The sequence below is a fragment of the Kitasatospora sp. cg17-2 genome (genome assembly GCF_054031055.1).
The window spans coordinates 60,210-85,433 of the sequence record NZ_CM132923.1 but is presented as its reverse complement, the minus strand read 5'-3'; the positions used below and the strand labels follow the sequence as shown (position 1 = coordinate 85,433).

Genomic DNA, 25,224 nt, shown 5'->3' with positions numbered 1-25,224 from the left:
TTGTCACCATCCGTACCGGCGAATGTACGGCCCACACGGCGTGCCGTACGCGGAATGCGGAATTCTCGCCGTGGGATCGGGGAAGGCCCACGTCGCACGAGGGTCGGTTCTGCCTCGAACCGCTGTCCCTGCAGGCCGGTTGCAGCCGTCCTGTGCGCTGCTACGAAGAGCAGCCGCGTCAGTTCACCAGGTGGCGAAGGCCTCGCGGCCCGGGTGCTGCTCGTCCTTGTCCGGCCCCGGGGCATCCGGGTCCGGTGAACGGTGCAACCCCGGTCCGGTCGGTGACGGCCGGCCGAGAACCGGCCGCCGCACGGTCTGGACGGCGTCAGCGGGGGCAGTTCCCGGGGGAGGGGGGCCGGGCGCCGCTCGCCCGCGCGAGGAGGGTTCGGCGCCGGCACGGCGCGCCTGGCGGCGGCCCACGCCCGGATCTCCGGCGGCCGCACCCACCGCTACTCGTTCGCCTACCGCTCCACAGCCCTGGGCGGACGACTCGGCGCCGCCCACACCGTGGAGTTGCCCTTCGTGTTCGACAACGCCCACCGGCCCTGGCTCCATGCCGACACCCGCCTGCTCGGCCCCGATCCCGTCCCCACCGGACTCGCCGCCCGCGTCCACGGTGCCTGGACCGCCTTGGCCCGCACCGGCGACCCGGGCTGGGCCCGCTACGACCCGCGGCACCCCGCGGCGGAACCCCCGGCGGTGGGGCGGTGTTCCGCTGATGCTGCCGGTCCCGACCGGGCGAGCAGGTGGCCGCGCTGCTCCTCTCCCCGAACGACCCGTGGTGCCAGGACCGGGCGCGGCACGCCGGGCTCCACCGGTGAAGGCCCGTGTCGCGAGCGCAGGGCGCCGCGGCACCCGGCGACCGCCGGCCCCGCCCCGGCCACGCCCGGCACACCGCCCCGACCGGTCCTGCCGGCCCGGGAACGCGCGCCTGGCCCGTCCGGGGCCGGTGGCTCTCGTCGACCGCGCCGACCGCCTCCTTCCCCCGCTGCCGTGCCGCCCGTACGGAAGAGCCGCGGGAGACCGCCGCAAAGGCCCCGGCTCTGCCCCGAAGCGCCTTCTGCCGTGCCGCAGCCGTCGGGTTGAGTACGGGACGTCGCCGACGGTCCCAGGAGGGGCGGAGCCCGATGCGCAAGCGGGAGAACGAGGAAGCCACCGGGGCCGGGGCCGGCCGGGGGACGAGACACCCGCCCGCCCGGGCCGGGCACCCACGGCCGGCACCCTTCTGGAGACCCCTGCGCGACGCGCAGGCCAGCAGCCCGCCACCCCGGGCGCCGCCCGCGGCGTCATCCCCCAGGCCGTTCTGCGCGCGTCGTACGACACCCACCCCGAGAACACGCCAACCAGCGTTTCCGGGTTGGGTGGTGTCGAAAGCCTGCTGGTGAGGCCGTTACACCGCAGTCCGTGGCCCCGGACCAGGATCCGACCTGCGGCGTCGACGTTGCGGCGCCCGCCGTCCTGTCAGGGGCCCCGTCCGATCGCAGTGTTGTCCGCGGACAACATTCCGACATCGGCCGGACGTCGTCGGACTATGACGGCCGCCCGCCGAACTGCCAGTTGTGCACCTCGATGTCGGCGTACCGGTCCGGAACCAGGACGGCGCGTGCCGTCTCCGGGTCCGGTGCCCGGAGCAACACCGCCGTGCCGAGCCAGGTGGCGCCGTCGTCGGACAGCAGCGGCCCGTAGGCGATCAGCTCGTCCCGGTCGGCCGGCACGGCGAGGTCGGAAACCTGCCCCTCGCCGAGGCCGAGCACCAGATACCGGTTGCCCCCGGTGCGGCCGCCGGGGAAGTCCCACATGGTGCGCCCCAGCATGTTGCGCCACCGCCGCAGCAGCACGTCCCGGTAGACGCCGGCCTGGTAGCCCGGTTCCTCGAAGGCGAACGCGCGGGCAGCGGCGGGATCGGGCAGGTCGAGGATGTGCACACTGCCCGTGGGCGTGTCGCCGTCGTCGGTGAGGGTCGGGCCCCGGGCGATCATCTCCTTCGCATACTGGTCCATGTAGGACCAATGCTCTTCCAGCAGCTCGTCGCGCAGCGGCAGGGAACCGGGCCGGTCACGGTGGTAAAAGAGGAACTCCATGCCCCCATGGTCCCTTCAGGGAGGCGACCCGGTCGAATGGGTTTCACTGCGCCGGGCGCCCGGCAGCCTCACCCGGACGCACACGCGCCGAGTTCGCGTAGTGGATTGCGGTCACTCGTCGACGCCGAGGACGAGGGACAGGCGACGTGGGTCGGCTTCGTGGGTGAGGGCTGCGTCGAGCAGGCGGCCGACGCGGAACTTCCCCAGGAGGCGGCGAGGTTGTGGGTGTCCCGGACGGTCCAGGGCCTGCCGGCGGCGCCGAGTTCGACGGAGGTCCTCCGGGCGGTCGGCAAGCGGGGGCCGGCGGTGTCCGACCGGCGGGTCCGGCGACAGTCGGGCCGGTCCGGAAGGGCATGGTGGGTCAGCTCGTCGTCCGGGCGGACGTGCCCGCCGCCGGTGATGCTCCGGTGGCCGAGGTCGGCATCGCACATCGTCTCGAAGAGGAGCCCGCACCGGGTACCACACGGGCGGTGCGGAGCAGATGGAGGGGCGACACGGCCTTGGACGAGCGGACCGACCCGGCGCGGATCATCGCGAAGGTGGGCAACTTCGCGAGCCGTGAGCGTGCCGTCGAGGTGTGGATGCACCTCGCGGCCAAGGCCGGCTGGCATGCCGCCCGTGCTTCGGCCGCGCCGCATGACCCGGACGACGGGGACTGCGGCACCGTCGAGGTCGAGGGCCTTCGCTACCGGATACGCCTCACGCCACGAGTGCGGACGAGCCTCGCCGACGACGAGGGCGGCACGCTCACCTGGCGACCGGTGCTCTCGCACGCCGCACGGGCCGAGCCCGTCCTGGAGCCGGGCAACCACATCCCGTACGGCGGGCCGGGCTGACAACTGCCCCCGCGCCCAGGCCGAGGCCGGTCGTCGATCGGTGCAGGGTGGGTGCGGCCCTGAAAGCCTCGGGCTTGTGTTCGGGGGAGCGTTCCGGTCCGCTCGGCGCTGCGGCTATGGTGGCGGGCATGACGTACCGCGTGCAGTTCACCGTCGAGGCGAAGGCGACCATCGATGCCCTGCCCGCCGAGCGGCGGGACCTCCTGGAGCGCGCCCTCACCGTGCTCGCCCGCGACCCGTACCACAAGACGGCGACGGCACCCATCGGCCCCGACGAGCACCTGCGCAAGGCCTACGCGGCCCCCGGCGTCGTGGTCGAGTTCATGGTCGCCGACCACGTCCTGGTCGTCGTCGTCCTCCAGGTCTTCGACGAGCTCCACTACCTGATCGACGAGACCGACGCGGGCTGACCACAGGCACTCACCGACCCATCCCGCCCCGACCCTGCCGATCGGCGGTTCCCCCGTTGGCGCACGCCGCCCGGAGTGATCGAGGCCACCCGGGGAAGCTCCGATGCCGGCCCTGACCGGGGGGTTCGGGTGCGCGGTCCGCAGGGACCGATCGCAGCGTCCGATGGTAGCCCGAACACCACCCCGTTGGTGCACGCCAGTGCCACAAGGTGTTTTCACCGGGGTGAAGTAGAGCCACGGATTCGGCCTGTTGGGGAGCCGGCGGTTCTTCGGTGAGTTCGGGAGCCAGTAGGTGTGATGGTGTGGAACATGCCGCTTTCGGAGTAATCGTGAGAGCTTGGGCTGTTTGGCCGTCACGCTGTGCCTGTTGATCACGGTCCAGGTCAGGGAGACCGCTGGTGCACAGGTCACGTGAGTGGCTGTTCGAGAGGATCCGCCGGGTTCAGCGCGAACAAGGGCTGTCTGGGCGGGAACTCGCCGCGCGGTTCAAGGTGTCGCGGAACACGGTGAAGAAGGCGTTGGAGTCGCCGGTGCCGCCGAAGCGCAAGGCCCCGCCGCCGCGCAAGAGCATGCTGGAGCCGGTGGAGGGCTTCATCGACGCGATACCGAACGCGAGGAGCGCAAGGCCACCGCCGTCGCCACGAACTCGCCCTTCACCGAGTGGGACAAGGCCTTCGGCGACGCCCGCCTCTGCGCGGCCATCGCCGACCGGATTACCTTCCGCTGCACGCTGATCCAGACCGGCACCGAGTCCTACCGCTACCAGGCCACCCAGGAATCCCTCTTCTCCAGCACGAACTGACGCGCTGTTGGGTGGCTCTCTGCGTGGGAGCGAGTGGCGTGAGCTTCAGCCGGCAGCCTTCCCGTCCCGGCGAAGGACGACCTGCAGCAGCTGCTGCAGGTCGTCCTGGATGGCTTCCAGCAGCTCGCCACCGAACACGCAGAGGGAGTGTTCCCAGGGGTGGCCGAAAGTGCCAAAACGCAGGTCCTCTGCCAGGAAGATGAAGTAGTCCCCATCCGGATACGGGCTGAGCGGCCAGCCCTCGCGCGAGCGCCCTTCAAGAACTCGGGGCAGGAACATGTCGGTCGCCGGCAGATCCGGACGGAGCCGATAGCACGTGTGCTGCCAGTCCAAGATCCACAACGACTCCCCCGGGGCGCTGCAACCAGCGAGTCCTTCCTGCACCACATCAACCAGACGGTCGAGCTTTCGATCGCCGGGGTCGTCGCTCAGCGCGTCGAGGCTCCATGTGATCGACGGCGAAGTCTCGGTGATTCCGGGAAAGGCATGGATGCTGGGGCGGAATTCGAACTTGTCATCGAAACGGTCCCAGATGCCGTCGTATTCGGCCCTGGCCAGACGCTTGAGGGGTTCATCGGTCATCCGACGAACCTAACCTCAGAAGAACGAATCCCACTGCCCAATTTTGCTGCCACAGCCGGAGGGCTGGACCTCACGAGTCCTGCCCTCCCGCACATCCAGGGTGAGGCCCCGGCCGCGACTTGTCAGGGAGGCGACCCGGGCCCGCAAGGACACGCTACCGACGCGACCGCCCCGCCCCCCACGGACACTCCGCTCGGACCCGTCAGGTCACCCGATCAGTGGCTCCCAATCTCGCCGGAACGGCTCCCGAACTCACCGAAGAACACCCACGAGGGCCGAGTACAACACCGCCGCGAATGGCTTACACCTGGCTCCCGTTCACGCCGAAGCAGCGGCTCCCATATGACCCGATAAACTCACACAAGGTCCACGGGCCCGTCCGTTCCCGGTTCGCCTCAGTGCGACCAGTAGGCATCCTCGGTGTCCGGCCGCAGGGGCGAGAGCGGGCGGGCGTGCTCCGGAGCGTAGGCGACGTGGGTGTCGCTGACGGACATGGTGAGGGTGAGCGTCCCGTCCGTTTCCGGGGAGAGCTCGACCCGCACGTCGGTGCCCTGCGACGTGTCGGCGCTGAGAATGTCCGGGCCCTGGCCCGGGACTTTCGGGGTCCAGACGGCCGGGTCCAGCCAGTAGCCGTGCAGGCGCCACGCGGCCTGGACGCGGTCCTCGATCTCCTGCCGGTGGGCGGCGCTGATCCTGGTCCGGGCGGTGAACCGCCGGTCGAAGGTCGCCAGCTTGCTCGCCGTGCCGTCCGGGCGCGGCCTGTGCCGCTCGACGGTGCAGCCACTGTCGCTCAGCACCAGGCCCAGCTCGCCCAGCGTCTCCTGGACGGTCCGCTCGCCGAGCTCCTCGAACTGCGCCGGCGTGTACTGCACGACCTCCGGCTCGGGCTTGGAGGAGTGTTCCTCGGAGGTCAGGGACCACCACTCCACCGCCACCAGCACCACCATCACCCCGAACGCGACAGCGAGACTCGCCACCGCGACCAGAGCCGCCTTCACCCACTCCCTGCCCGACAAACCGCACCCCCTGCTGCGTATCGTTCCGCCACCGTAGGCGCGCGACCGGGCGCGGTTCCTGAGCATCCGTACTCAGATCGGCCCGCGGGTTCGTGGTTCTTGCCCGGGACGGCCTGTCAGGCCCAGGGGTTCGGTCCCTGCCTGAGGACGTCGAGTTCGCGCGTGCGGGCGGCGGGCCGGAGGTCGATCCGGTGGAGAAAGTGATCGCCGGGGCCGCCGGCGATGTGCCAGTTCTTGTGGGCGGACAGGTCGTCCGGGACCACGTGGACGGGGTGCCGTCCGGACGGGCCCTGCGGACGGAGCGCGGTGCGGCCCAGGTGCGGTCGATGCCTCGCGGAGGCGGTCGACACTCCGGAGGGTGTCGTCCCCGACCTGCCCCGGTGCTGCTCCCGTCAGGCGGCGACGCCGGACCGGGGGCCGGTGGTCCGGACGCTCCAGAAGCCGAGGGCGAGGGCGGCGGTGCGGGTGAGCATCATGGCTACGGCCATCAGCAGCAGCGCGTCCGTGAGGGCGTCGCCGGAGACCCGGTGTTCCTGCATCCAGGTGCCGAGCGGTCCGGAGAACCAGTGGGTGGAGCCGTAGGAGAACGCGGCCCTGGCCCCGATGACTCCGGTCCACACGGCCGCGTACGCCCAGCCGGTCCGGCTGACGGGCCGTCCGGTGCGCGGGCTCCGGTGGATCCGGAGGGTCGCGGCGGCCAGTGCGCCGCACAGCAGTCCGGCGACGACGCCGCCGATCTCCAGGGCGAGACCCGTTCCGGAGACGGCGGGGTTCTTCACGAACAGCGGCACGATGGCCCCGGCCGCGAGCACGGGGCGCAGGATCCGGAACGGCCCGATCCTGCGGTGCGGGCCGAGGTCGGCCTCCAGGACGGCGACGAGCACGGCGGCGTTGATGACCAGGGCCTGGGTGGTGGGGTTCACGGGATGCCTCTCGGTGGCTTCGGCGGTGCGACGGGTCCCACGCTCTCCCGCCGAGGCCGGGGCGGGCGTCGCCCTCGGCGGTGGGTCCCGGGGTGAGGTCCGGTGGCCCGATGTCACCCCGGGCGTCACCGCACGGGGTGACGCCCGGCCGGGCGCGGATGCCTAGCGTGGCTGGTCCCCGGCGGCCTCGCGGTGCCGCCCCGACCGTTGGGAACGTTGCCGATGGAGACCCTTGTGCGGGTGCTGCCCGTGATCGCGATCGTCGCCGTGGTGGTGAGGCGCCAGTGGCAGGGCGGCCCGTTGGACCTGCGCCGGGTGGTGACGGCGCCACTGGTCCTGCTCGCCGTCGGGCTGTTCACCAGGGCCGGACTCGGTGGGCCCGCGGCGCTGCGCGAGGCACGTCCGGCGGACGTGCTGCTGTTCGCGGTGGGTGCCGCGGCGGCGGTGGCGGTCGGCGCCTGCCAGGGGCGGGCGCTGCGGCTGGAGTACCGGGCCGGGGTCGCGTGGACGCGTATGCCGCTCGCCGGGCTCGGCTGGTGGCTCGTGCTGGCGGGGCTGCGGGCGGCGATGTCGTACGCGGGGCCGGCGCTGGGGGCCGATCTGGTCGGCTCCGGCGCCACGGCCCTGCTGTTCCTCGGCGCGAACCGGCTCGGGCAGGCAGCCGTCCTGGTGGGGCGTGTCCGGGCCACGGACCGGCCGGCCGTCGGTGGCGCCGATGCCGCGCGCCCGGCCGGCCACCGGTCGGTGCCGACGCTGCGCGGCCGGGCCGGGGCCGGGCCGTCCGGGGCGGGGGAGCGGGCCGACGACCGGGAGGCCGTGGACGCGGTGGGCCGGCAGCGCCGACGGCGGGTACGGCTGGACCGGGACCCGGCGCGCAGGCCGGAACGGCGGGCCGGGGGAGAGCGGGAACGGCGCGGAGCCGCCGGTTCCCGCGCCGACCGTCCCCGCGGCGGCGAGCGGTGACGTCCCCGGCCCCGGCTCCTGTGCCCGCCCCGGCTCCCGTACACGCCCCGGCTCCTGCGCACGCTCCGGCCCTGGGACGCGACCCGCGCTCCGGGCCGCCGGGCAGCCCGTCCGGGCGGCTCTTCGGGGACGACGGGGCGGCTTATCGTGGAGCTGTGCTCCGCATCGTTTCCTGGGCGGTCCGCGGCGTCGCCTTCGCGCTGATCGGCCTCGACACCTTCGTCCGCTCCACCGGCCTGCCGGGCGGAGCCGGCCGGACGGCGGTCGCGTCCGCGTACCTGCTCTGCGGGTGCTGCCTGGCGGCCTGGGCGTTCCTGGACCTGCGCCGCCCCGTGGCGCGGGCCCCGCGGCCGCCCGGGGCGGCCGTCCCGGTGCTGATCGGGACGGTGGCGGTGGTCTCCGGCGTGGCAGCCGCCCAGCCGGGAGCGGGCACCATGGTGGGCCTCACGGCCGTTGCGGTGATCGCGGCGGGCAGTGACCTCCCGTTGGCCGCGGGCTGGACGGTCGCCGGGCTCGGGGTGCTCGCGATCCAGGTCGGAGCGGTGCTGTCGGGTGCCGGGCACGGGGTTTTCCTCGGCTATCCGCTGCTGCTCGCGGTCGCCCTGCTGGCCGGCCACAACCGGCGGGCCCAGCGCATCCGGGCCGAGCAGGCGGACCTGCTGCTGCGACGCTCGGAGGAACTGCGTGCCGAGCAGCGCCGCACCGCCGTCCTGGACGAGCGGACCCGGATCGCCCGGGAGATCCACGACGTGCTGGCGCACTCGCTCGGGGCACTCGGCATCCAGATCCAGCTGGCCCGTGCGCTCGCCACCCCGGACTCGTCGGGGGCGGTCGACCCCCGCCTGGCGGAGGTGCTGGACCGGGCACGGCGGATGGCCTCCGACGGACTGGTCGAGACCCGGCGCGCGGTCCACGCGCTGCGCGGCGGCGACATCCCGCTCCCCGACGCCCTGGAAGCTGCCGTGTCGGAACACCGGTCCCGCTACGGAGCGCCCGCGACCTTCGAGCTCCGCGGCACGGGGGACCGGACGCTCGCTCCCGAGCAGAACCTCCACCTGTTGCGGACTGCCCAGGAAGCCCTGGTCAACGCGGCGAAGCACGCGCCCGGACAGCCGGTCGCCGTCACCCTCGACTACCAGGAGCACCACGTGTCGCTGACCGTCGCCAATCCGCTGCGCCCGCCGGGCGCGGGCTCCCCGCCGCCCGGACCGACTGTCGTGACGGTGGACGGGGGCTACGGGCTCACCGGCATCGGGGAGCGGCTGGCGCTGCTGGGCGGAGCGCTGAGCACCGGCAGCGCGCACGGCACCTGGGTCCTCACCGCGGACGTGCCGAGGTGACCACACCGCCCGCCTCCGGCCCGCCCGCCGCGCTGCGGATCGTCGTCGCCGACGACCAGGCCAGCATCCGGGAAGGGCTGGCCATCATGCTGGACCTGCTGCCCGGGATCGAGGTGGTGGCCACCGCCGGGGACGGCGAGGAGGCGCTGGTCCAGGCGGAGCGGCACCACCCGGACGCCGTGCTGATGGACCTGCACATGCCGCGGATGGACGGGGTCGAGGCCACCCGGCGGCTGGCCGCCGAGCATCCCGCGATCGCGGTGGTCGTCCTGACCACCTACGTCGACGACGCCTCGGTGCTGACCGCGCTGCGGGCCGGGGCCCGCTCCTACCTCACCAAGGACGCGGACCGGGCCGACATCGCCGCCGCGCTGCACGCGGCGCGCAGCGGGCTGGCCGTGCTCGACCCGCGGGCTCGTGGGGCGCTGCTCGCCGGCGCGGGTGCCGCACCGCCGGGCGGCACCCCGGCCGCACCGGGGCCGCCGCCGGACGGGCTGACCGCGCGGGAGGCGGAGGTGCTGGCCCTGGTGGCCGACGGGTTGAGCAACCAGGAGATCGGCGCGGCCCTGTTCCTGAGCGGGAACACCGTCAAGACGCACATCAACCGGATCTTCGCGAAGACCGGGTGCCGGGACCGGGTCGCCGCGGCCAACTACGCCCGGCGCCACGGGGTGGCCGGTCCGGCGTCCTGACCCGCCGGCGTCCTGACCCGCCGCCGCCCGGAGCGGCCGCCGCCCGCAGGGTGGTGAATCGTGGGGGTTCGTAGGGGGGCACCCCTGACGCCGGGGCCGGCCCGGGATGGCACAACTGGAGGCAGAGGACGTACCTGCACCTCCGGGATGTGATCGCCGTGCCCGTGCCCGCCCATGCACCAGACCTTCTGCCCGACTTCACCGACCTCACCGACTTCACCGACCTCACCGACCTCCCCGACTCCACCGACTGCCCCGACCTCCCCGACTCCACCGGCCCCGCGTCGCCGGGCGCGGGGGAGCACTGGGCGGTCGAGCACCGGCCCGATGCCCTGGGCCCGGCCCGGCAGGCGGCGCGTGCGTCGCTGGACTCGTGGGGAGTGGGGCCGGCCGCCGTCGAGGCCGTCGTCCTGGTGGTGTCCGAACTGGTGACCAACGCGGTGCGCCACGCGCTTCCGCCGATCGCGCTGCGGCTCCGGCACGACCGGCCGCGGCGGCGGCTGTGGGTGGAGGTCACCGACGGCGGGCCCGCCGCCGAGGGAGGCGGCGCGGTGCTTCCGCCCGACGAGCACGGCCGCGGCCTGCTCCTGGTGGCGTCGGTCGCCCTCACGCACGGGGCCCGTCCGCAGCACGGCGGGAGCGTGGTGCGCTGGGCCTGCCTCGCTGCGGACTGAACGCGTCCCCGGCCGGGGTGCCCGCGCCGGGCCGTCCGCCGGCCTGGCCAAGGGGCCGGTCCGTCCGCGACGGCACGGACGGGCCGCGGTGTGCCCGCTCCGGTCCGAACGGCAAAAATGGGCGTGTGAGCGTCGAACCCGGCCCCCCAGCGACCCCTGCGGACGACCCGGCCCTGCTCGAACGCGGCCACGAGGCGGCCGTCCTCGACTGGGCCCTGGCCGCATCGGCACGGGGCGAGGGCACGGCCGTCCTGCTGGAGGGTGTGGCCGGGATCGGCAAGAGCGCGCTGCTGGCCCACGCCCGCGAGCGCGGCCGGGCAGCCGGTGCCCGGGTGCTCACCGCACGGGCCACCGAACTGGAGACCGCGTTCGCCTTCGGGGTCGTGCGGCAACTGTTCGAACCACTGCTGGCCGGCGCGTCCCCCGAGCGGCGGGCCGCTCTGCTGGCCGGTCCGGCGCTGACCGCTGCCGCGGTGCTGGAGCCCGGTCCGGACGCCGCGGTGATCGGCGACTTCGCCGCGCTGAACAGCCTGCTGTGGCTCGCCGTCAACGCGGCCGAGGACGCCCCGCTGCTGCTCGCCGTCGACGACCTGCACTGGTGCGACCCGCCGTCGTTGCGCTGGCTGGCTTTCCTGCTGCCCCGGCTGGCCGAGCTGCCGGTCGCCCTGGTGGCCGCCGCGCGCAGCGACGAGACCGGCGACAGCGGGCCGCTGCTCAACCAGGTCGCCACCGATCCGGCGTTCACGGTGCTGCGTCCGCGCCCGCTCGGGCGGGTGGCCGCCGGCCGGTTCCTGGCCCGGTCGCTGGCCCGCGGCGAGGTCGATCCGGCGTTCGTCCGGGCCTGCCACGACGCCACCGCGGGCAACCCGCTGCTGCTGCGCGAGCTGGCCCGCGCCGTCCGCGAGCAGGACCTGCCGACGGACGCGGCACACGCCGGCTACGTGGTGGACCTCGGGCCGCACGCGGTCGCCCGGCTGGTCGAGCGGCGGCGCAACAGGCTCGGGCCCCGGGCGCAGCGGTTCGCCGCCGCCCTGGCGGTGCTCGGGGACGACGCGCCGCTGGCCGACGTCGCGGCCCTGGCCGGCATCGATCCGGACACCGCTCTGCGCTGCCTGGAGGAGATCGGCTACCCCGGTACGGTCCGGGACGGCGAGGTCCGGGCCGGCGACGACGGCGGCGACGGACGGGGACCGCGCCGGGTGCGCTACGTCCACCCCCTGATCCGGGCCGCGGTGTACACCGCCGTCCCCGCCGCCGAGCGGGCCCGCCTGCACCGGCGGGCGGCCCGGCTCGTCGAGGCACGCACCGGCGACCCGGCCCGGATCGCCGCGCACCTGCTGCACGCCGCTCCCACCGGCGATCCGCACACCGTGGAACTGCTGCGCCGGGCGGCCGACCGCTCCACGGCCGTGGGCGCACCCGCCGAGGCGGCGGTCTTCCTGCACCGGGCCCTGGAGGAGCCGCCGCCCGCGGCGGAGCGGGTGCCGCTGCTGCTGGAGCTGGCGGAATCGGCCATCACGGAGGACATCGCCGGCGCGGCCGGGCACCTGCGCACGGCGCTGCGGACGGCCTCGGGGCCGGTGGAGCGGGCCAGGATCGCCGCGCTGCTGGGTGAGGCGGCGACCTACGTCCAGCCGACCGGGCAGGCCATGGCCGACCTGGAGGAGGCGGTGGCGGCGCTGGAGCGGGAGGACGGCGGGGTCCCGGCGCAGGACCTGCGGTGCCGGCTCGCCGCCACCATGCTCTTCACCGCCTTCGCCTCCCGCGCGGGCCGGGGCGAACTGCCGGAGCGGATGCCGGCGCTGCGGCGGCTGGCGGAACGCGAGGGACCCGGGGCCCGGATGCTGGACTGCGCGATCGCCTACCAGGACGCGATGACCGGCCGCCCGGACGCGGCGGAGCGCGCCCGCCGGGCGCTGTCCGGAGGGCTGCTGGAGACCTCCGAGCACACCGTCACCGCGCTGGCGCTCGCGCTCGCTGTGCTGCTGCTCGCGGAGGACCCGGGCGCGATGCCCCGGCTGGACGCCCTGATGGCGGACGCCCGGCGGCGCGGCTCACTGCGGATCCTGGCCTCGGTCAGCACCGTACGGGCCCGCGGCCGGTTGCAGGCCGGGCAGTTGGCCGAGGCCGAGAGCGATGCCAGGGAGGGTCTGGACGCGGCCCGGATCTACGAGCGGGCGGGGCTGCGCACCACCGTGCTCGGCCCCGTGGTGCGGGCCGCGCTGGGCGACACGCTGCTGCTGCGCGGGGAGCTCGACGAGGCCGGGCGGGTGCTGCGGGGCGAGGGTCCGGCGCACCTGCTGGGCGGGCCGCGGGCCCGGTTGCGGCTGGCTCGCGGTGACGCCCCGGCGCTGGTGGCGCGGGACGCCCTGGAGGTCGGGCGGGCCGCCGGGGAACTCGGTGTGCTCAATCCGGCGGTGGTCCAGTGGCGGGTGCCGGCGGCCTTGGCGCTGCACGCGGAGGGCCGGACGGAACAGGCCCGGGAGCTGGTGGCGGAGGAGTTGGAGCTGGCCCGCGGGTGGGGGGCGCCCGCGCCGGTCGGGCGGGCGCTGCGGGCGCTGGCGGCGCTCGCGCCCGAGCGGAACGGCGCGCTGGAGCTGCTGCGGGAGTCGGTGGCCGTGCTGTCGGGTTCGACGGCGCTGCTGGAGCGGGCGGCGGCGCAGGCGGACCTCGGCACCGCCCTGCAGGCGGCCGGACTGGGCGCGGAGGCCCGTTCGGTGCTGCGGTCGGCGCTGGACACCGCCGACCGGTGCGGCGCCCGGCCGCTCGCGGAGCGGGTGCGCGCGGCGCTGCGCGCGGCCGGAGCGCGTCCTCGGAGGTCGGCGCTGTCCGGGCCTGGGGCGCTGACCCCCAGTGAGCTGAGGGTGGCCGAGCTGGCGGCCGCCGGGGCCACCAACCGGGTGGTCGCGCAGCAGCTGTTCATCACGCCGAAGACGGTCGAGGTCCATCTGTCGCGGATCTACCGCAAGCTCGGCATCTCCGCCCGCGCGCAGCTCGCGGACGCTCTGCGCGACTGAGCGCGACCCCTTACCCGACCCCCTGATCTTTGCCGCCGCCGCCAGGAGCGGGGTGGTCCTTCGGCATGTCCGGGCCTTGGATCGGTGGCACCGGGCACCATGGCCGAGCCAGCCGTGCCCGCATATGGATGAGTGAACCAAATGATGAATGGCTATTGCTAAAAGTGGATGAGCTGACCACCATATGTCCCACCACCCATCAGCTCGAAAGGCGGTCCCCCATGACTGCTGGCCAGACCACCAGCCCGCGTCGCCGCTCGCTCGCCGTGTCCCTCTGCCTCGTCACCGCCCTCGGTGTCCTGTCGGTCACCGGCCCGGCGAGCGCGGAGGCCGGTGCGCCGTGCACCGCGCCGGCCGACCCGACCGGCGTGAGCTACCCGCTGCCCTGCCTGTCGGAGGTGTTCGCGGACGACTTCGACGGCACCGCGCTCGACCCCGAGAAGTGGAACGTCCGCCAGACCTCCTGGTCGAACGACTCCAACGTCTCGGTGAGCGGCGGCAAGCTGCGCATCGACATGCGGCGGGTCAGCGCGTCCGCCGGCAAGGACGGCTTCCGCGGCGGCGGCATCTCCTCCAGGCAGCGCTTCGGCTACGGGTACTACGAGATCACCGCGACCCTCCCGTCGCTGACCCCGGGCTGGCACCCCGCGTTCTGGACCCAGATGTGGGACGGCGCCGAGGGCCGTCCGGTGTACGACCGGCCGTTCAGCGAACTCGACGTGTTCGAGGTCCAGTCGGTGGCCCCGCACGGGACGGTGCCCGCCACCACCAAGCTCGACGGCGGTGTCATCACCTGGAACAACAACACCTCCGGCAACGACATCAAGAACACCGAGTTCAAGCCCCGGTTCCCGTGGAAGAAGGCGGACGGCACGCCGCTGTGGAACGAGGAGCACCGCTACGGCCTCCACTACACCCCCACCTCGCTGACCTACGTGCTCGACGGCAAGCCGGTCGGCACCGTGCCCAACCCGGTCCGGGACCCGATGCCGGGTACGGCCAGCTACCCGGCCGCCGCCTACAACTCCCCGATGTCGATCTGGATCTCGGCGGTGCTGACCACCGCCGCCTACATCGGGGCCGACGTGCCGGTCGGAACCACCTTCGGCACCTACCAGGTGAACCGGGTCGCCTACTACGCCCCCGGCGGGCAGGTCCCGCCGGTCGACGACCCGACGCCGCTGCCGCCCGCGTTCACCACCGTCGGGGAGGACTTCGCGGACGGCGGGTCCCGCTGGTGGAAGAAGCCCGGGTCCGTCTGGTCGACCGTCCCGGCCGGCGGCGGACTGCGCCACCCCTCGGCGCAGGGCGACGCGATCGCCCTGCTGGGCCAGCCCGTCACGGATCCGCCGCTGCCCAACACCCTCCCGTTCGCGCCGGACTGGACCAACGTCGCCGTCGAGGCCGACGTGACCCTCGACGGCGACGGCCAGGGCGCCGGTCTGATGGCCCGGGCCAAGGACGACCAGAACTACTACTACCTGCAACTGCAACCCGCCAAGCAGCAGGTGGCGCTGGTGCGCAAGGTGGCCGGGGTCTCCACCGTGCTGGCCACCGCGCCGGCGTCGCTGGCCGCCGGGGAGGTCCACCGGCTGCGGCTGACGGTCGTGGACAACACCCTGACCGGCTACGTCGACGGCGTGCGGAAGCTGGCCGAGGACGACTTCGTGTTCGGCACCGGGCGGATCGGCGTGAAGGGCTACCAGCAGCCCTTCACCGTCTCCGGCCTGACGGTCACCGCCCTGGGCTGACCGCGGCCGCCGCCGGGGGTGCGACGACCCCGACCCGCTGCACCCCCGGCGGCGATCCCATGCATATAGTGCAACAGACATCTATTTACTGGATGTGTCTTCTGAGCTACGGTGACGTGTCGTCACACTATGAGGAGTCAATATGGCGATAACGACCGAACCCCCGCCGGTCCGCACCGCGGCCCGCACCGTCGCCACCCCGGGCCGGCTGCGGTCGGCCGCCGCCCGGGACCGCACCTTCGGATTCATGCTGGCCGCGCCCGCGCTGACGCTGTTCCTGGTGGTCGCCGTCTACCCGCTGTTCGCCGGCGTGGCGACGAGCTTCTACGAGCAGTCCCTGATCCGTCCCGAGCGGCGCTTCGCCGGCCTCGACAACTACGCCGCCGTCTGGCCCGACTTCGTGGACCGGCTCGGCACCACCCTGGTCTTCTCCGGCCTGGCCACGGTCTTCCCGCTCTCCGTCGGCCTCGCCCTCGCCGTCCTGCTCAACTCCCGCATGCGCGGCCGCGGCCTGCTGCGCGGCGCGCTGATGCTGCCCTGGCTGCTGCCCGGAGTGGTGGTGTCCTTCCTGTGGGCCTGGATCTTCAACGACAGCTACGGCGTCCTCGACCACCTGCTCTCCGCGGCGGGCCTGCCCGAGGTCGACTTCCTCGGCCGCCCGGCCACCGCGATGGCCGCCGTGGTGGTCGCCAAGACCTGGAACTCCTTCCCCTGGGTGATGGTGGTCGCGCTGGCCGCCCTGCAGTCCCTGCCGCGCGAGCAGCTGGAGGCCGCCGCCCTGGACGGCGCCGGCCGGGCCCAGCGCTTCCGGCACGTCTCGCTGCCCCACCTGGCCGGGCCGCTCGCCCTGGTCGCGATGCTCGAATTCATCTACAACTTCGGGTCCTTCGACATGATCTTCGTGATGACCGGCGGAGGCCCCGGGACCTCGACCATGACCCTGGCCGTGAGCCTCTACCGCTACGCCTTCACCGAGTTCTCGCTCGGCCGGGCCGCCGCCATGGGCGTGCTGTGGCTGGTCGCCCTGTCCGCGGTGTGCGCGGGCTACTTCCTGCTGGACAAGAAGCTGGAGTCCCGCTGATGGCCCTGACCGCCGCCGGCCGCCGCCCCTCGCGCCACGTCGGGGAGGGCATCGCCACCCCCGCCCTCGGCCCGTGGGGCCGGGTCGCCCTCACCTTGCTCGGCCTGTTCGGCCTGCTGCCCGTCTACTGGCTGTTCGCGACGGCGTTCATGCACCGTTCGGACGTCTTCGCCGCCGACCGCCCGCTGTTCCCGCTGCACCCGACCCTGGAGAACTTCCGCGCCTTCTTCGACGACCCGGCGCTGCTGCACGCCTTCGGCAACTCGGTGGTGGTCTCCACCGCCACCGCGCTGCTGTCGGTCCTGGTCTCGGGCCTGATGGCGTACTCGCTCTCCAAGTTCCGCTACCGCGGCCGCAGCGCGATCATGGTGATGTTCCTGCTCGGCCAACTGCTGCCCGGCGCCCTGCTGCTGGTCACCCTGTACCTGATGTTCAGCTCGGCCGGGCTGCTGCACACCTACACCGCCGTGGTACTGGCCTTCACCACCTTCACGCTGCCGCTCTCCGCGTTCCTGCTGAAGGGCATCATCGACGGCCTGCCGGGCGAGCTGATCGAGGCCGGCCGGGTCGACGGCCTGTCGAACCTCGCGATCCTGTTCCGGATCGTCCTCCCGCTGATCACCCCGGGCCTGGTCACCGCAGGAATGTTCGCCTTCATGCGGGCCTGGAGCGACCTGCTGTTCGCCCTCACCCTGGCCGGCCCGGACAAGCAGACCCTCCCGGTCGGCCTGACCACCGCCTTCATCCACGAAGGCGCGGCCGACTGGCCCGCGCTGATGGCCTCCTCGGTGGTGACCTCGCTCCCGCTGGCGCTCGTCTTCGTGGTCCTGCAGCGCCACTTCGTCTCCGGCCTCGCCGCGGGAGCGGTCAAGGGCTGACCGCCCGCCCGACCGCGTCCCGTCACCGCCCCCACCGCCCGCCCGGCCGCGTCCCGTCACCGCCCCTACCGCCCGCACTGCCCGTCCCGCCGTCACCCCTCCCCAGGAGCAGCGATGTCCCGCACCCCCGACACCCACCGACCCCTGTCCCGCCGCGGTCTGCTCGCCGGAATCGGCGCACTCGGCGCGCTGGGCGCCGCCGGCCTGACCGGCTGCTCGACCCCCGCCCCGGCCACGGACCGGTCCGGTGGCGCCACCGAGATCGGCACCATCAACTTCTACAACAACGTCCTCGGCGAGGAGTCCCAGAAGGCGGCCTGGCAGACCGCCGTGGACGGCTGGCAGAAGCGGAGCGGCCGGACCGTCAAGCCGGTGATCTACCCGTACGACCAGGCGTCCACCCAGCTGGCGCTGGCCGCGAGATCCGGCGACTTCGCCGGTGTCGGCCAGGCCGGCCCCTGGCAGGTGCTGGTGCCCACCGGCATCCTCGCCGACGTCTCCGACCTGGCGGCCGGGATGAGTCTGCCGACCCGGACCGTCGACTCGCTGCGGGTCGACGGGAAGCTCTACTACCTGCCGGTGAACGCCTCCGGCATCGGCATGGTCTGCGACGGGCGGATCGCCGACGAGGTGGGCCTGCGGTCGGGGCTGAGCGTGGAGGACTTCGCGGCCGCCCTGGAGCGGATCCGCAAGCAGGACGGCAAGCTCGTCCCGTACGCGGCCGTCACCAAGAACCCCGACCTCAAGGACGCCGTGCACTGGATGTGGGGCTGGGGCAGCCCGGTGGTCACCGACAGCCTGGAGGTGACCATCGGCGACGCCGAGTCGGTCGCCGCCGTCTCCTGGTACAAGCAGCTCCAGGACGCCGGGCTGACCAAGTCCGGGGTGGCCCGGGGCGACGCCCGGATCCTGTTCGGCCGGGGCCAGGCCGTGGTCTACGACGACGCCCCGCTGGCCCGGAAGTTCGTCACCACCAACGGCGGCAGCGCCGAGCTGGTCGCGGCGATCCGCCCGCTGGAGCGGCCCCGGGCCAAGGGCGCGCCGTCCTGCAACCGGTTCTGGGGCAGCGGACTGTTCTGCAGCGCGGGCAAGGGCGAGCGCACCAGCAAGGACTTCATCGCCTATGTCGCCGGGGACCTGTCCGCCGCCACCGCGCTGTACCAGCAGTCGGCCCTCGCGCCCGCGGACGCCAAGGTCGCGGCCCAGGTGCCGGGTCTCGCCCAGGACACCTTCCAGAACGGCTTCCGCACCGAGGTCGCCGACCACGCCCGGGCGGCCGCCTGGGACCGGCTCGCCTCCTACGCCCAGATCGACACCGCGATCGGCGACGGGGTGGCGGCGATCATGGCGGGCCAGTCCCAGGTGCAGAGCGGCCTGAACGCGCTGCGCAAGAAGGTCGAGGACATCCTCGCCCAGAACGCCTGACCCGCCCCCGCGGCGCCGAGCCGCCCGCTGCCGCGTCCAGCTGCCCCGCCGCCCGACCGGGCGGCGGGGCAGCCGTCGGTGGGCCCGGAGGTCCACAATGGCGCAAGTGCGGCGCTCATGATATGCAAGCGTATTGCAAGCTGTGGATGACCGATGGCGCGAGCGTGCAGTGCCGCGCCCGACCGAGGAGGACCATGACCGCCGAATCCGGGGCCGGCACCCAGGCCGTCGAACGCGCCATGTCGCTGCTGCTCTGCTTCTCCGACGAGGACAGCGAACTGCGCATCTCCGAACTGTGCGCCCGCACCGGGCTGGGCCAGTCCACCGTCTCCCGGATGGTCGCCTCGCTCGACCGCCTTGGATTCGTGCTGCAGGACCCCCGCACCGGGCTCTACCGCCTCGGCCCGACCGCGGTCACCCTGGGCTCGGTGGCCCTCAACAGCTCCCCGCTGTTCCGGACGGCCCGTCAGATCGTCCAGAACCTCGCCCAGAGCACCGGACTGGGCGTCAACCTGGCCGAGTTCCGCGACGACCAGCTCTCCTACCTGTGCAACTTCGAAGGCGCGCGGGCGCCCAAGAACTTCACCATGGCCGGCCGCACGGCCCCCCTGCACGCCACCGGGATGGGCAAGGCCGTCCTCGCCGACCTCGACCCGGCCTACGTCCGCGCCTACTACGCCGAGGGCCGCGCCGACGCCTACACCCCGCACACCCTCACCGACCCGGCCGCCATGGAGGCCGCCCTCGCCGAGGTCCGCAGCCGCGGCTGCGCCACCGAGGTCGAGGAACTGGCCTTCGGCCGGGCCTGCGTCGCCGCCCCCATCCGCGGCCGGGGAGGCAATGTGGTCGCCGCGCTCTCGATCAGCGGCCCGCTCTCCGAACTCGACCTGCCGAACCGTCAGCAGGACTGGGCGCTCACCGTGATCGAGGCCGCCGACGAGCTCTCCGTCGGCCTCGGCTTCTCCGCGATCCGGGCGCCGCAGCCGCGCCAGACACCGCTGGCGGCGGAGCCCGGCAGGTGAGCGGCGGCCCGGTCCGCACCGCGCTGCCCCGCACGCGCCTCGGCGAAGCACCCCGGTTCGACACCGCCACCGGCACCCTCAGCTGGGTCGACCTGGTGGCGGGGAGGCTCTGGCTGGCCGAGGCCCGCCCGGACGCCCCCGAACCGCTGACCGCGCCCACCCCGCTCGCCGACTTCGGGGGCGAGCTCGGCTGCGCCGTCCGGGCCGGTGCGGGGGAGGACTGGCTGCTCGCTCTCGACGGCGCCGTCCTCCGCTGGCGGCCCGGCACCGCACCGGAGCGGGCCGCCGTCGCCGCCCGGCCGGAGCCCGACCCGGGCCGGGCCCGGCTCAACGACGGCGCCGTCGACCCGCTCGGCCGGCTGTGGGTCGGCTCGATCGGCCACCGCCGCCCGCTGGAACCCGTCGCGCGGCTCCACCTGCTCGCCCCCGACCGGCCCCCGGCCGTCCTGCTCGACGGCATGCTCGCCGCCAACGGCATCGGCTGGAGCCCCGACGGATCGCTGGCCTATGTCGTCGACACCGGGCTTCGGCTGATCCACCGGCTGCGCCTGGACGGCGACGGCGTCCCCCGGCCGCACGGTGAGCCGCTGCCCGTGCCGCAGGGGGTGCCGGACGGGCTCGCGGTCGACGACGAGGGCTGCCTGTGGGTGGCGCTGTGGGACGGCGCCGCCGTGGTCCGGCTCGCCCCGGACGGCGGTGAGCTCGGCCGGGTGGGGATGCCCTGCTCCCGGCCGACGGCCTGCGCCTTCGTCGGCCGGCAGCTGGTGGTCACCACGGCGACCGTCGAGGGCGAGGACGCCTCCGGCTGGACCTACACCGTGGACGTCGGCGTCAGCGGCCCCGCCGCGCGCCGGGCCGCTCTTCCCGCCGTCGGCTGACGCCGCCGCGTCCTTCCGTCGGCCGGTGGCGTCCGCCGCGTCCGCGCGGCGTGCTCCGGTGCACCGCGGCCGCTCGGTCCCACCGTCGGCCGGCCGGGCTGCGTCCTCGTCGCCGCCGCGCGCGGGCCGGGTACGCCGGTGCCCTGCGGCACCTCCCGTCTCGGAGGGGACCGCAGGGCACCGGCGTCGTTGCGGCTCAGGCCCCGTCGTACAGGCGCTCCCGCAGATCGGGGCGGAGGAACGCCGCCGGGGAGGCGATCGACAGGCCGCCGTCGACCGGGAGGACGACGCCGGTCACGAAGGTGGCCCCGGCCAGGAACCGCACGGCCTCGGCGACCTCCTCGGGGCGCCCCACCCGGCCCAGCGGGTAGCCGTCGGCGACCTGCGGCACCTGCTCGTTGCCGATCGTCCCGGGCGCCACCGCGCTGACCCGTACCCCGCGCGGCCCGTAGTCCAGGGCCAGTTGGCGCACCAGGCCCTCGACGCCGGCCTTGGCGGCCGCGTACCCGGGCAGCCAGGGCGCGGCCAGCGTCGCGTTGACCGAGCCGACCGCGACGATCGCCCCGCCGGCCGGCAGCACCCGCAGTGCGGCGGCGGCCGGGAAGAAGGCGGTGTCCAGGGTGTTGTCGAGAGCGGCCCGCCACTGTTCGGGCCCGATCTCGTGCGCCCGGCCGGGGGCCATCACGGCCGCCGCGAGCACCAGCACGTCCAGGCCGCCGAGAAGGGCGGTGGTGTGCTCGACCGCCCGGTCGGCGCCCTCGGGGGTCCCCGCGTCCAGGACCAGGGTGTCGGCGAGCGCCGGATTGGGGTCCGGCTCGACGCTGACGCCGACCACCCGGTCGCCGCCGCGGGCGAACGCCTCCGCGATCGCCCGCCCGATGGGGGAGGAGGAGCCGATCAGCAGGACGGCCCGGCTCATCGGAGGCCCCCGCGCCGCGCGGAGGGCAGCAGGCCGGCGGGCGGCACCGGCTCCAGGTCGGCGAGGACCGCGTCCAGGGCCCGGGCGGTCAGCGGGTCCAGCTCCTGGGCCGGCAGCCGGACGGCCGCGGAGGCGATCACCCCGCGCCGGCGCAGCACCTCCTTGTGCACCGCCCACGCCTGCCCGGGCCGCATACCGAGGTGGATCAGCGGCAGCAGCCGGGTGAACGCGGCCCGGGCGGGCTGCTGCCGTCCGGCGGCCAGGTCGTCGAGCACGGGCCGCAGCAGGTCGGTGAACTCGCAGGCGGGCATGGTGCCGACGCTGCCGTTGTCGTACTCCTCGCACAGCGCGGCCGCGTTCAGGCCGCCCAGGACCGCGAAGCCAGGACGGGCGGCGGCCGCGACGGCGGCCATCTTGACCGGTGTGGGCGGGGCCTCCACCTTGACCGAGGTGATGCCGGGGACGGTGGCCAGCACGGCGATCGCGGCGGCGTCGATGGTGACGCCGGTGACGCCGGGCGCGTCCTGCACCATCACCGAGGCGTCGGTGGCGGCGGCGACGGCCGCGTAGAAGTCGATCACCTGCCGGGGGTTCGGCTTGACGAGGAAGGGCGGCAGGACCATCAGCTGGTCGGCGCCGCCGTCCGCGGCCAGTCGGGCCTGTTCGACCGCCACGGCGGTGCCGGTGCCGTTGACGCCGGCGATCAGCGGGACGTGCGGACCGGCGACGGAGCGCACCTCGAACAGCACGGTGCGGCGCTCGGCGGTGGTGAGTGCGAAGCCTTCACTGGCCATCCCGAACACGGCCAGCCCGTCCGCGCCCGCCGCCAGCTGGAACTCGACCAGGGAACGCAGTGAGGGCAGGTCGAGCGCGCCGGTGTCGTCGAACGGCGTGGCGAGGATGGGCACGAGACCGGTGGGGGTGTGGGTGGGGGACACGGGTCAGCTCTCCTCGGCGAGGCGTTCGACGGTCTCGGTGTCGATCTCGATGCCCAGGCCGGGGCCCTCGGGCAGCACGAAACCGGCCGGGCCGGCGGTGATCGGGGTGCGCAGGATGCGCTGGGCGTAGGGCAGCGGGCCGGGCTGGTACTCGAAGAACGGGCAGTCGGCGGCCGCGGCCGAGGCGTGCAGCCCCGCGGCGAGCGAGACGCCGAGGCCCACCGAGTGGTGGTGGGCGACCGGGACGTGGTGGGCGTCGGCGATCGCGGCGACGGCGGCGGCCTCGGTGAGGCCGGTGCGGGCCACGTCGGGCTGGGCGACGCGCAGCGCGCGGCGGGTGATCCAGTCGCGGAACTCGTAGCGGTTGCGCAGGCACTCGCCGACGGCGACGGGGGTGGCGATCCGGGCGGCCAGCTCGCGGTGGCCCTCGATGTCCTCGGGGGCGATCGGGGCCTCGAAGAACAGCGCGCCGCGGCGGTCGAGCTCGCGGCCGAGCCGGAGCGCGTCGGCCAGCGAGTAGACCCAGTGCGCGTCCAGGGCGATCCGGACGCCGGGCGCGGCGGCGGCGACCGCGTCGTAGGTGGCCAGGTCGGCCTCGACGCCGTGGCCCGCCGCCAGCTTGACGGTGGTGGCCCCTTCGGCGGCCAGCCGGGCGGCGAGTGCGGCGCGCAGCTCGTCGGTGGGTTCGGCGAGCCCGGAGACGTACGCGGGGATCTCGGTGCGGTAGGCGCCGCCGAGCAGCTGGGCGACGGGCAGGCCGGTGATGCGGCCGAGCAGGTCCCAGAGCGCGATGTCGAGGGCGGCCATGGCATCGGCCTGATGGCCGGTCAGATGGCCGCGCTCGCGCATCAGATCGCGCATCGCGTCCCACAGGGGCCGGACGGCCCGCGGGTCGCGGCCGGCGAGCCAGGGTCCGAGCATCCGGTCGACGATCGCCCCGACCACCTCGGGGGCGACGGGGGCGAGTGCCTCGCCCCACCCCTGGTGGCCGTCGTCGGTGGTGAGGCGGACCAGCAGGGTCTCCATCCGGGCCGAGTAGAGACTGCGCCACGGCGGGCGGGTGAAGTACCCCGGGTCCGGCCGTTCGGCGTCGGCCCGGCTTTCGCCGCCGTACGCGGGGCCGGACGGCCCGGTGGGCTGCTTGAGGACGAAGGTCTTCACATCGATGATGCGCAAGAAGGCTCCATAGGTTCGGCATCCACATCATGACTGTTCATGTGCGTATGTTGAAAGTAGTATCCACATTCGTCGGGTTGGGAGAAACCCCCTGACCACTGGAGGAACCCGTGAATCTGCTGAAGGAACTCACCGACCGCAAGGTCCTGGCCGTCGTCCGGGCGGACAGTCCCCACCTCGCCGTCGCCTGTGTCCACGCGCTCGCCGAGGCCGGGATCGGCGCCCTGGAGATCTCCCTCACCACCCCCGGCGCGCTCGATGCCATCGCCCGTGCCAGGGCCGACAGTCCGCCCGACGTCCTGATCGGCGCGGGCACCGTCCTGACCGCCGAGCACGCCGAACTCGCCGCCGCGGCCGGCGCCTCCTTCGCCGTCACCCCGGGCCTGACCCCGGGTGCCGCCCGGAGCACGGCCCTGGGGCTCCCGCTGCTCTGCGGCGCGCTCACCCCGACCGAGGTCCTCGCCGCCCTGGACGCCGGAGCCGCCGCCGTCAAGGTCTTCCCCGCCGCCACGCACGGCCCCGTCTACCTGCGCGACCTGCTCGCCCCCTTGCCGCACGCGCCGCTGATCGCCATCGGCGGCATCGACGCCCGCACCGCGCCCGCCTACCTCGCCGCCGGCGCGCTCGCCGTCGGCATCGGCTCGCCGCTGCTCGGCGATGCCGGCCGCGGCGGGAGCCTGGCCGAGCTGGCCGACCGCGCCGGCGCACTGCTCCACGCGGTCGGCGCCGGCACCGCCACCCCTTCCGGGGAGGCCCGGTGAGCGGCGTCCTGACCCTCGGTGAGACCATGGCGGCCCTGCGCACGGCAGCCCCGCTGCGCCTCGGCGGCCCGGCCCACCTCTCCGTCGCCGGGTCGGAGAGCAACGTCGCGATCGGCCTCGCCCGGCTCGGCCACGAGGCGCACTGGCTGGGCGTGGTCGGCGCCGACCAGCCGGGCGAGCTGGTGCTGCGGACCCTGCGGGCCGAAGGCGTCGGCCTCCGGTACGCCCGCACCACGCCGGACGCCGCCACCGGCTTCGTCGTCTTCGACCGGGCCGCCCACGACATCACCCGGGTCAGCTACCACCGCCGCGGATCGGCGGGATCGACCCTGACCGCCGCCGAGGCCGAGGCCGCCGTCACCGCCTGCGCTCCGGACCGCGTGCACCTCACCGGCATCACCCCGGCGCTGTCCGCCGAGGCCGGGGCGGCGACCCTGGCCGCCGCCCGCACCGCCCGGGCCGCCGGTGCCCGGGTGAGTCTCGACGTCAACTACCGGGCCCGCCTCTGGAGCAGGGACGCTGCCGCCGCCGTCCTGCGCGAACTGCTGCCCTGGGTCGACACCGTCTTCGCCTCCGAGGACGAACTCGACCTGCTCACCGGGGCCGAGAACGCCGTCCCGGCGCTGCTGGCCGCCGGGGCGTCCGAGGTCGTGGTCACCGCCGGGGCCGCCGGAGCCCGGGCGCACGCCCCCGGGAAGAGCCTCTTCCGGGCCGCGGTGCCGACCACAGTAGCCGACAGCATCGGCGCCGGCGACGCCTTCGTGGCCGGCTATCTGTCCGCCGCCCTCGACGGCCTGCCGACGGACGACCGCCTCGCCCGCGGCATCGCCGCGGGGGCGTTCTGCGTCGGCGCGCACGGCGACTGGGAGGCCCTGCCCTCCCGCGCCGACCTCGCGCTGCTCGCCCACGGCGACGGCACCGCGCTGCGCTGACCTTCGCCTTCGCTTTCGCCGGTCCGTCCGTGGCGTGCTCCGCGGTGGCGTGCCGGCCCGGAACTTAGGGGGCCGGGTCGGGGTGCCACCCCGACGCGGCCCGCCGTGCCCGGGCCCTAGAACTGGA

24 protein-coding genes are annotated in these 25,224 nt (G+C 74.5%); 16 read left to right on the top strand and 8 right to left on the bottom strand.

What is annotated here, in order from left to right:
• Positions 1-1,529: 1,529 nt before the first annotated feature.
• Positions 1,530-2,081 carry a YciI family protein gene (locus ACW14Y_RS00345; RefSeq protein WP_456985433.1) on the bottom strand — a complete coding sequence of 184 codons (552 nt, stop codon included), beginning with the start codon at positions 2,079-2,081 and terminating at the stop codon, positions 1,530-1,532.
• Between the two features lie 500 nt (positions 2,082-2,581).
• Between ACW14Y_RS00345 and ACW14Y_RS00340 the strand changes: the two genes are divergently transcribed.
• From ACW14Y_RS00340 to ACW14Y_RS00330, 3 genes are all read left to right on the top strand, one after another.
• A complete protein-coding gene (locus ACW14Y_RS00340; protein ID WP_456985432.1) occupies positions 2,582-2,917 on the top strand; it encodes a hypothetical protein in 336 nt (111 codons plus the stop codon).
• Between the two features lie 128 nt (positions 2,918-3,045).
• Complete coding sequence (locus tag ACW14Y_RS00335; RefSeq protein ID WP_380299946.1) at positions 3,046-3,327, top strand: hypothetical protein; 282 nt, start codon at positions 3,046-3,048, stop codon at positions 3,325-3,327.
• Between the two features lie 415 nt (positions 3,328-3,742).
• On the top strand, positions 3,743-4,129 hold the full coding sequence (locus ACW14Y_RS00330) for an ATP-binding protein (protein ID WP_456985431.1): 387 nt from the start codon (positions 3,743-3,745) through the stop codon (positions 4,127-4,129).
• A 45-nt stretch (positions 4,130-4,174) separates the two neighbouring features.
• Here ACW14Y_RS00330 and ACW14Y_RS00325 read toward each other — a convergent pair whose 3' ends face one another.
• From ACW14Y_RS00325 to ACW14Y_RS00310, 4 genes are all read right to left on the bottom strand, one after another.
• Positions 4,175-4,711, bottom strand: coding sequence for a DUF2716 domain-containing protein (locus ACW14Y_RS00325; protein WP_456985430.1), 537 nt, complete (start codon positions 4,709-4,711; stop codon positions 4,175-4,177).
• Between the two features lie 395 nt (positions 4,712-5,106).
• Entirely contained in the window at positions 5,107-5,709 is a 603-nt protein-coding gene (locus ACW14Y_RS00320) for a hypothetical protein (protein ID WP_456985429.1), read from the bottom strand.
• Positions 5,710-5,843: 134 nt separating this feature from the next.
• Entirely contained in the window at positions 5,844-6,077 is a 234-nt protein-coding gene (locus ACW14Y_RS00315) for a hypothetical protein (RefSeq protein WP_456985428.1), read from the bottom strand.
• 42 nt (positions 6,078-6,119) lie between these two features.
• Positions 6,120-6,650, bottom strand: coding sequence for a hypothetical protein (locus ACW14Y_RS00310; RefSeq protein WP_380299941.1), 531 nt, complete (start codon positions 6,648-6,650; stop codon positions 6,120-6,122).
• Between the two features lie 222 nt (positions 6,651-6,872).
• Between ACW14Y_RS00310 and ACW14Y_RS00305 the strand changes: the two genes are divergently transcribed.
• The 11 genes from ACW14Y_RS00305 (at position 6,873) to ACW14Y_RS00255 (ending at position 20,371) form a co-directional block, all read left to right on the top strand.
• Positions 6,873-7,613 carry a hypothetical protein gene (locus tag ACW14Y_RS00305; RefSeq protein ID WP_456985427.1) on the top strand — a complete coding sequence of 247 codons (741 nt, stop codon included), beginning with the start codon at positions 6,873-6,875 and terminating at the stop codon, positions 7,611-7,613.
• A gap of 155 nt (positions 7,614-7,768) precedes the next feature.
• Positions 7,769-8,953, top strand: a complete 1,185-nt coding sequence (locus tag ACW14Y_RS00300) for a sensor histidine kinase (protein ID WP_380394599.1) — start codon at positions 7,769-7,771, stop codon at positions 8,951-8,953.
• Entirely contained in the window at positions 8,950-9,645 is a 696-nt protein-coding gene (locus tag ACW14Y_RS00295; protein WP_456985426.1) for a response regulator transcription factor, read from the top strand. The genes ACW14Y_RS00300 and ACW14Y_RS00295 overlap by 4 nt, the downstream gene beginning before the upstream one ends.
• Positions 9,646-9,794: 149 nt before the next feature.
• A complete protein-coding gene (locus tag ACW14Y_RS00290; protein WP_456985425.1) occupies positions 9,795-10,319 on the top strand; it encodes an ATP-binding protein in 525 nt (174 codons plus the stop codon).
• A gap of 125 nt (positions 10,320-10,444) precedes the next feature.
• Positions 10,445-13,336, top strand: a complete 2,892-nt coding sequence (locus ACW14Y_RS00285) for a helix-turn-helix transcriptional regulator (protein ID WP_456985424.1) — start codon at positions 10,445-10,447, stop codon at positions 13,334-13,336.
• Between the two features lie 221 nt (positions 13,337-13,557).
• Entirely contained in the window at positions 13,558-15,087 is a 1,530-nt protein-coding gene (locus ACW14Y_RS00280) for a glycoside hydrolase family 16 protein (RefSeq protein WP_456985423.1), read from the top strand.
• A gap of 142 nt (positions 15,088-15,229) precedes the next feature.
• Entirely contained in the window at positions 15,230-16,168 is a 939-nt protein-coding gene (locus ACW14Y_RS00275) for a carbohydrate ABC transporter permease (protein ID WP_456985422.1), read from the top strand.
• Positions 16,168-17,046, top strand: a complete 879-nt coding sequence (locus tag ACW14Y_RS00270) for a carbohydrate ABC transporter permease (RefSeq protein WP_380299933.1) — start codon at positions 16,168-16,170, stop codon at positions 17,044-17,046. The genes ACW14Y_RS00275 and ACW14Y_RS00270 overlap by 1 nt, the downstream gene beginning before the upstream one ends.
• Before the next feature lie 114 nt (positions 17,047-17,160).
• A complete protein-coding gene (locus ACW14Y_RS00265) occupies positions 17,161-18,471 on the top strand; it encodes an ABC transporter substrate-binding protein (RefSeq protein WP_456985421.1) in 1,311 nt (436 codons plus the stop codon).
• 194 nt (positions 18,472-18,665) lie between these two features.
• Positions 18,666-19,493 carry an IclR family transcriptional regulator gene (locus ACW14Y_RS00260; protein WP_380395446.1) on the top strand — a complete coding sequence of 276 codons (828 nt, stop codon included), beginning with the start codon at positions 18,666-18,668 and terminating at the stop codon, positions 19,491-19,493.
• Entirely contained in the window at positions 19,490-20,371 is an 882-nt protein-coding gene (locus ACW14Y_RS00255; RefSeq protein WP_456985420.1) for an SMP-30/gluconolactonase/LRE family protein, read from the top strand. The genes ACW14Y_RS00260 and ACW14Y_RS00255 overlap by 4 nt, the downstream gene beginning before the upstream one ends.
• A gap of 196 nt (positions 20,372-20,567) precedes the next feature.
• On the opposite strand, the gene ACW14Y_RS00250 is transcribed toward ACW14Y_RS00255, so the two are convergent.
• The 3 genes from ACW14Y_RS00250 to ACW14Y_RS00240 are packed head-to-tail and all read right to left on the bottom strand — an operon-like array spanning position 20,568 to position 23,404.
• Positions 20,568-21,290, bottom strand: coding sequence for an SDR family NAD(P)-dependent oxidoreductase (locus tag ACW14Y_RS00250; RefSeq protein WP_380443384.1), 723 nt, complete (start codon positions 21,288-21,290; stop codon positions 20,568-20,570).
• Positions 21,287-22,228 carry a dihydrodipicolinate synthase family protein gene (locus ACW14Y_RS00245; protein WP_380299928.1) on the bottom strand — a complete coding sequence of 314 codons (942 nt, stop codon included), beginning with the start codon at positions 22,226-22,228 and terminating at the stop codon, positions 21,287-21,289. Before ACW14Y_RS00245 ends, ACW14Y_RS00250 begins: the two co-directional genes overlap by 4 nt.
• Before the next feature lie 3 nt (positions 22,229-22,231).
• A complete protein-coding gene (locus ACW14Y_RS00240) occupies positions 22,232-23,404 on the bottom strand; it encodes a mandelate racemase/muconate lactonizing enzyme family protein (protein ID WP_380443380.1) in 1,173 nt (390 codons plus the stop codon).
• Between the two features lie 110 nt (positions 23,405-23,514).
• On the opposite strand from ACW14Y_RS00240, the gene ACW14Y_RS00235 reads away from it, so the two are divergent.
• Together ACW14Y_RS00235 and ACW14Y_RS00230 are read left to right on the top strand one after the other, a co-directional pair.
• On the top strand, positions 23,515-24,165 hold the full coding sequence (locus ACW14Y_RS00235) for a bifunctional 4-hydroxy-2-oxoglutarate aldolase/2-dehydro-3-deoxy-phosphogluconate aldolase (RefSeq protein ID WP_380395086.1): 651 nt from the start codon (positions 23,515-23,517) through the stop codon (positions 24,163-24,165).
• Positions 24,162-25,097 (top strand): sugar kinase, encoded by a 936-nt coding sequence (locus ACW14Y_RS00230; protein WP_380395085.1) that lies wholly within the window; start codon positions 24,162-24,164, stop codon positions 25,095-25,097. The genes ACW14Y_RS00235 and ACW14Y_RS00230 overlap by 4 nt, the downstream gene beginning before the upstream one ends.
• Positions 25,098-25,224: the final 127 nt, after the last annotated feature.

Bases quoted from the DNA above. Each gene is read 5' to 3' on its own strand.
- ACW14Y_RS00345 (WP_456985433.1), bottom strand. From the start codon at position 2,081: ATGGAGTTCCTCTTTTACCACCGTGACCGGCCCGGTTCCCTGCCGCTG.
- ACW14Y_RS00335 (WP_380299946.1), top strand. From the start codon at position 3,046: ATGACGTACCGCGTGCAGTTCACCGTCGAGGCGAAGGCGACCATCGAT.
- ACW14Y_RS00325 (WP_456985430.1), bottom strand. From the start codon at position 4,711: ATGACCGATGAACCCCTCAAGCGTCTGGCCAGGGCCGAATACGACGGC.
- ACW14Y_RS00305 (WP_456985427.1), top strand. From the start codon at position 6,873: ATGGAGACCCTTGTGCGGGTGCTGCCCGTGATCGCGATCGTCGCCGTG.
- ACW14Y_RS00280 (WP_456985423.1), top strand. From the start codon at position 13,558: ATGACTGCTGGCCAGACCACCAGCCCGCGTCGCCGCTCGCTCGCCGTG.
- ACW14Y_RS00275 (WP_456985422.1), top strand. From the start codon at position 15,230: ATGGCGATAACGACCGAACCCCCGCCGGTCCGCACCGCGGCCCGCACC.
- ACW14Y_RS00270 (WP_380299933.1), top strand. From the start codon at position 16,168: ATGGCCCTGACCGCCGCCGGCCGCCGCCCCTCGCGCCACGTCGGGGAG.
- ACW14Y_RS00265 (WP_456985421.1), top strand. From the start codon at position 17,161: ATGTCCCGCACCCCCGACACCCACCGACCCCTGTCCCGCCGCGGTCTG.
- ACW14Y_RS00260 (WP_380395446.1), top strand. From the start codon at position 18,666: ATGACCGCCGAATCCGGGGCCGGCACCCAGGCCGTCGAACGCGCCATG.
- ACW14Y_RS00250 (WP_380443384.1), bottom strand. From the start codon at position 21,290: ATGAGCCGGGCCGTCCTGCTGATCGGCTCCTCCTCCCCCATCGGGCGG.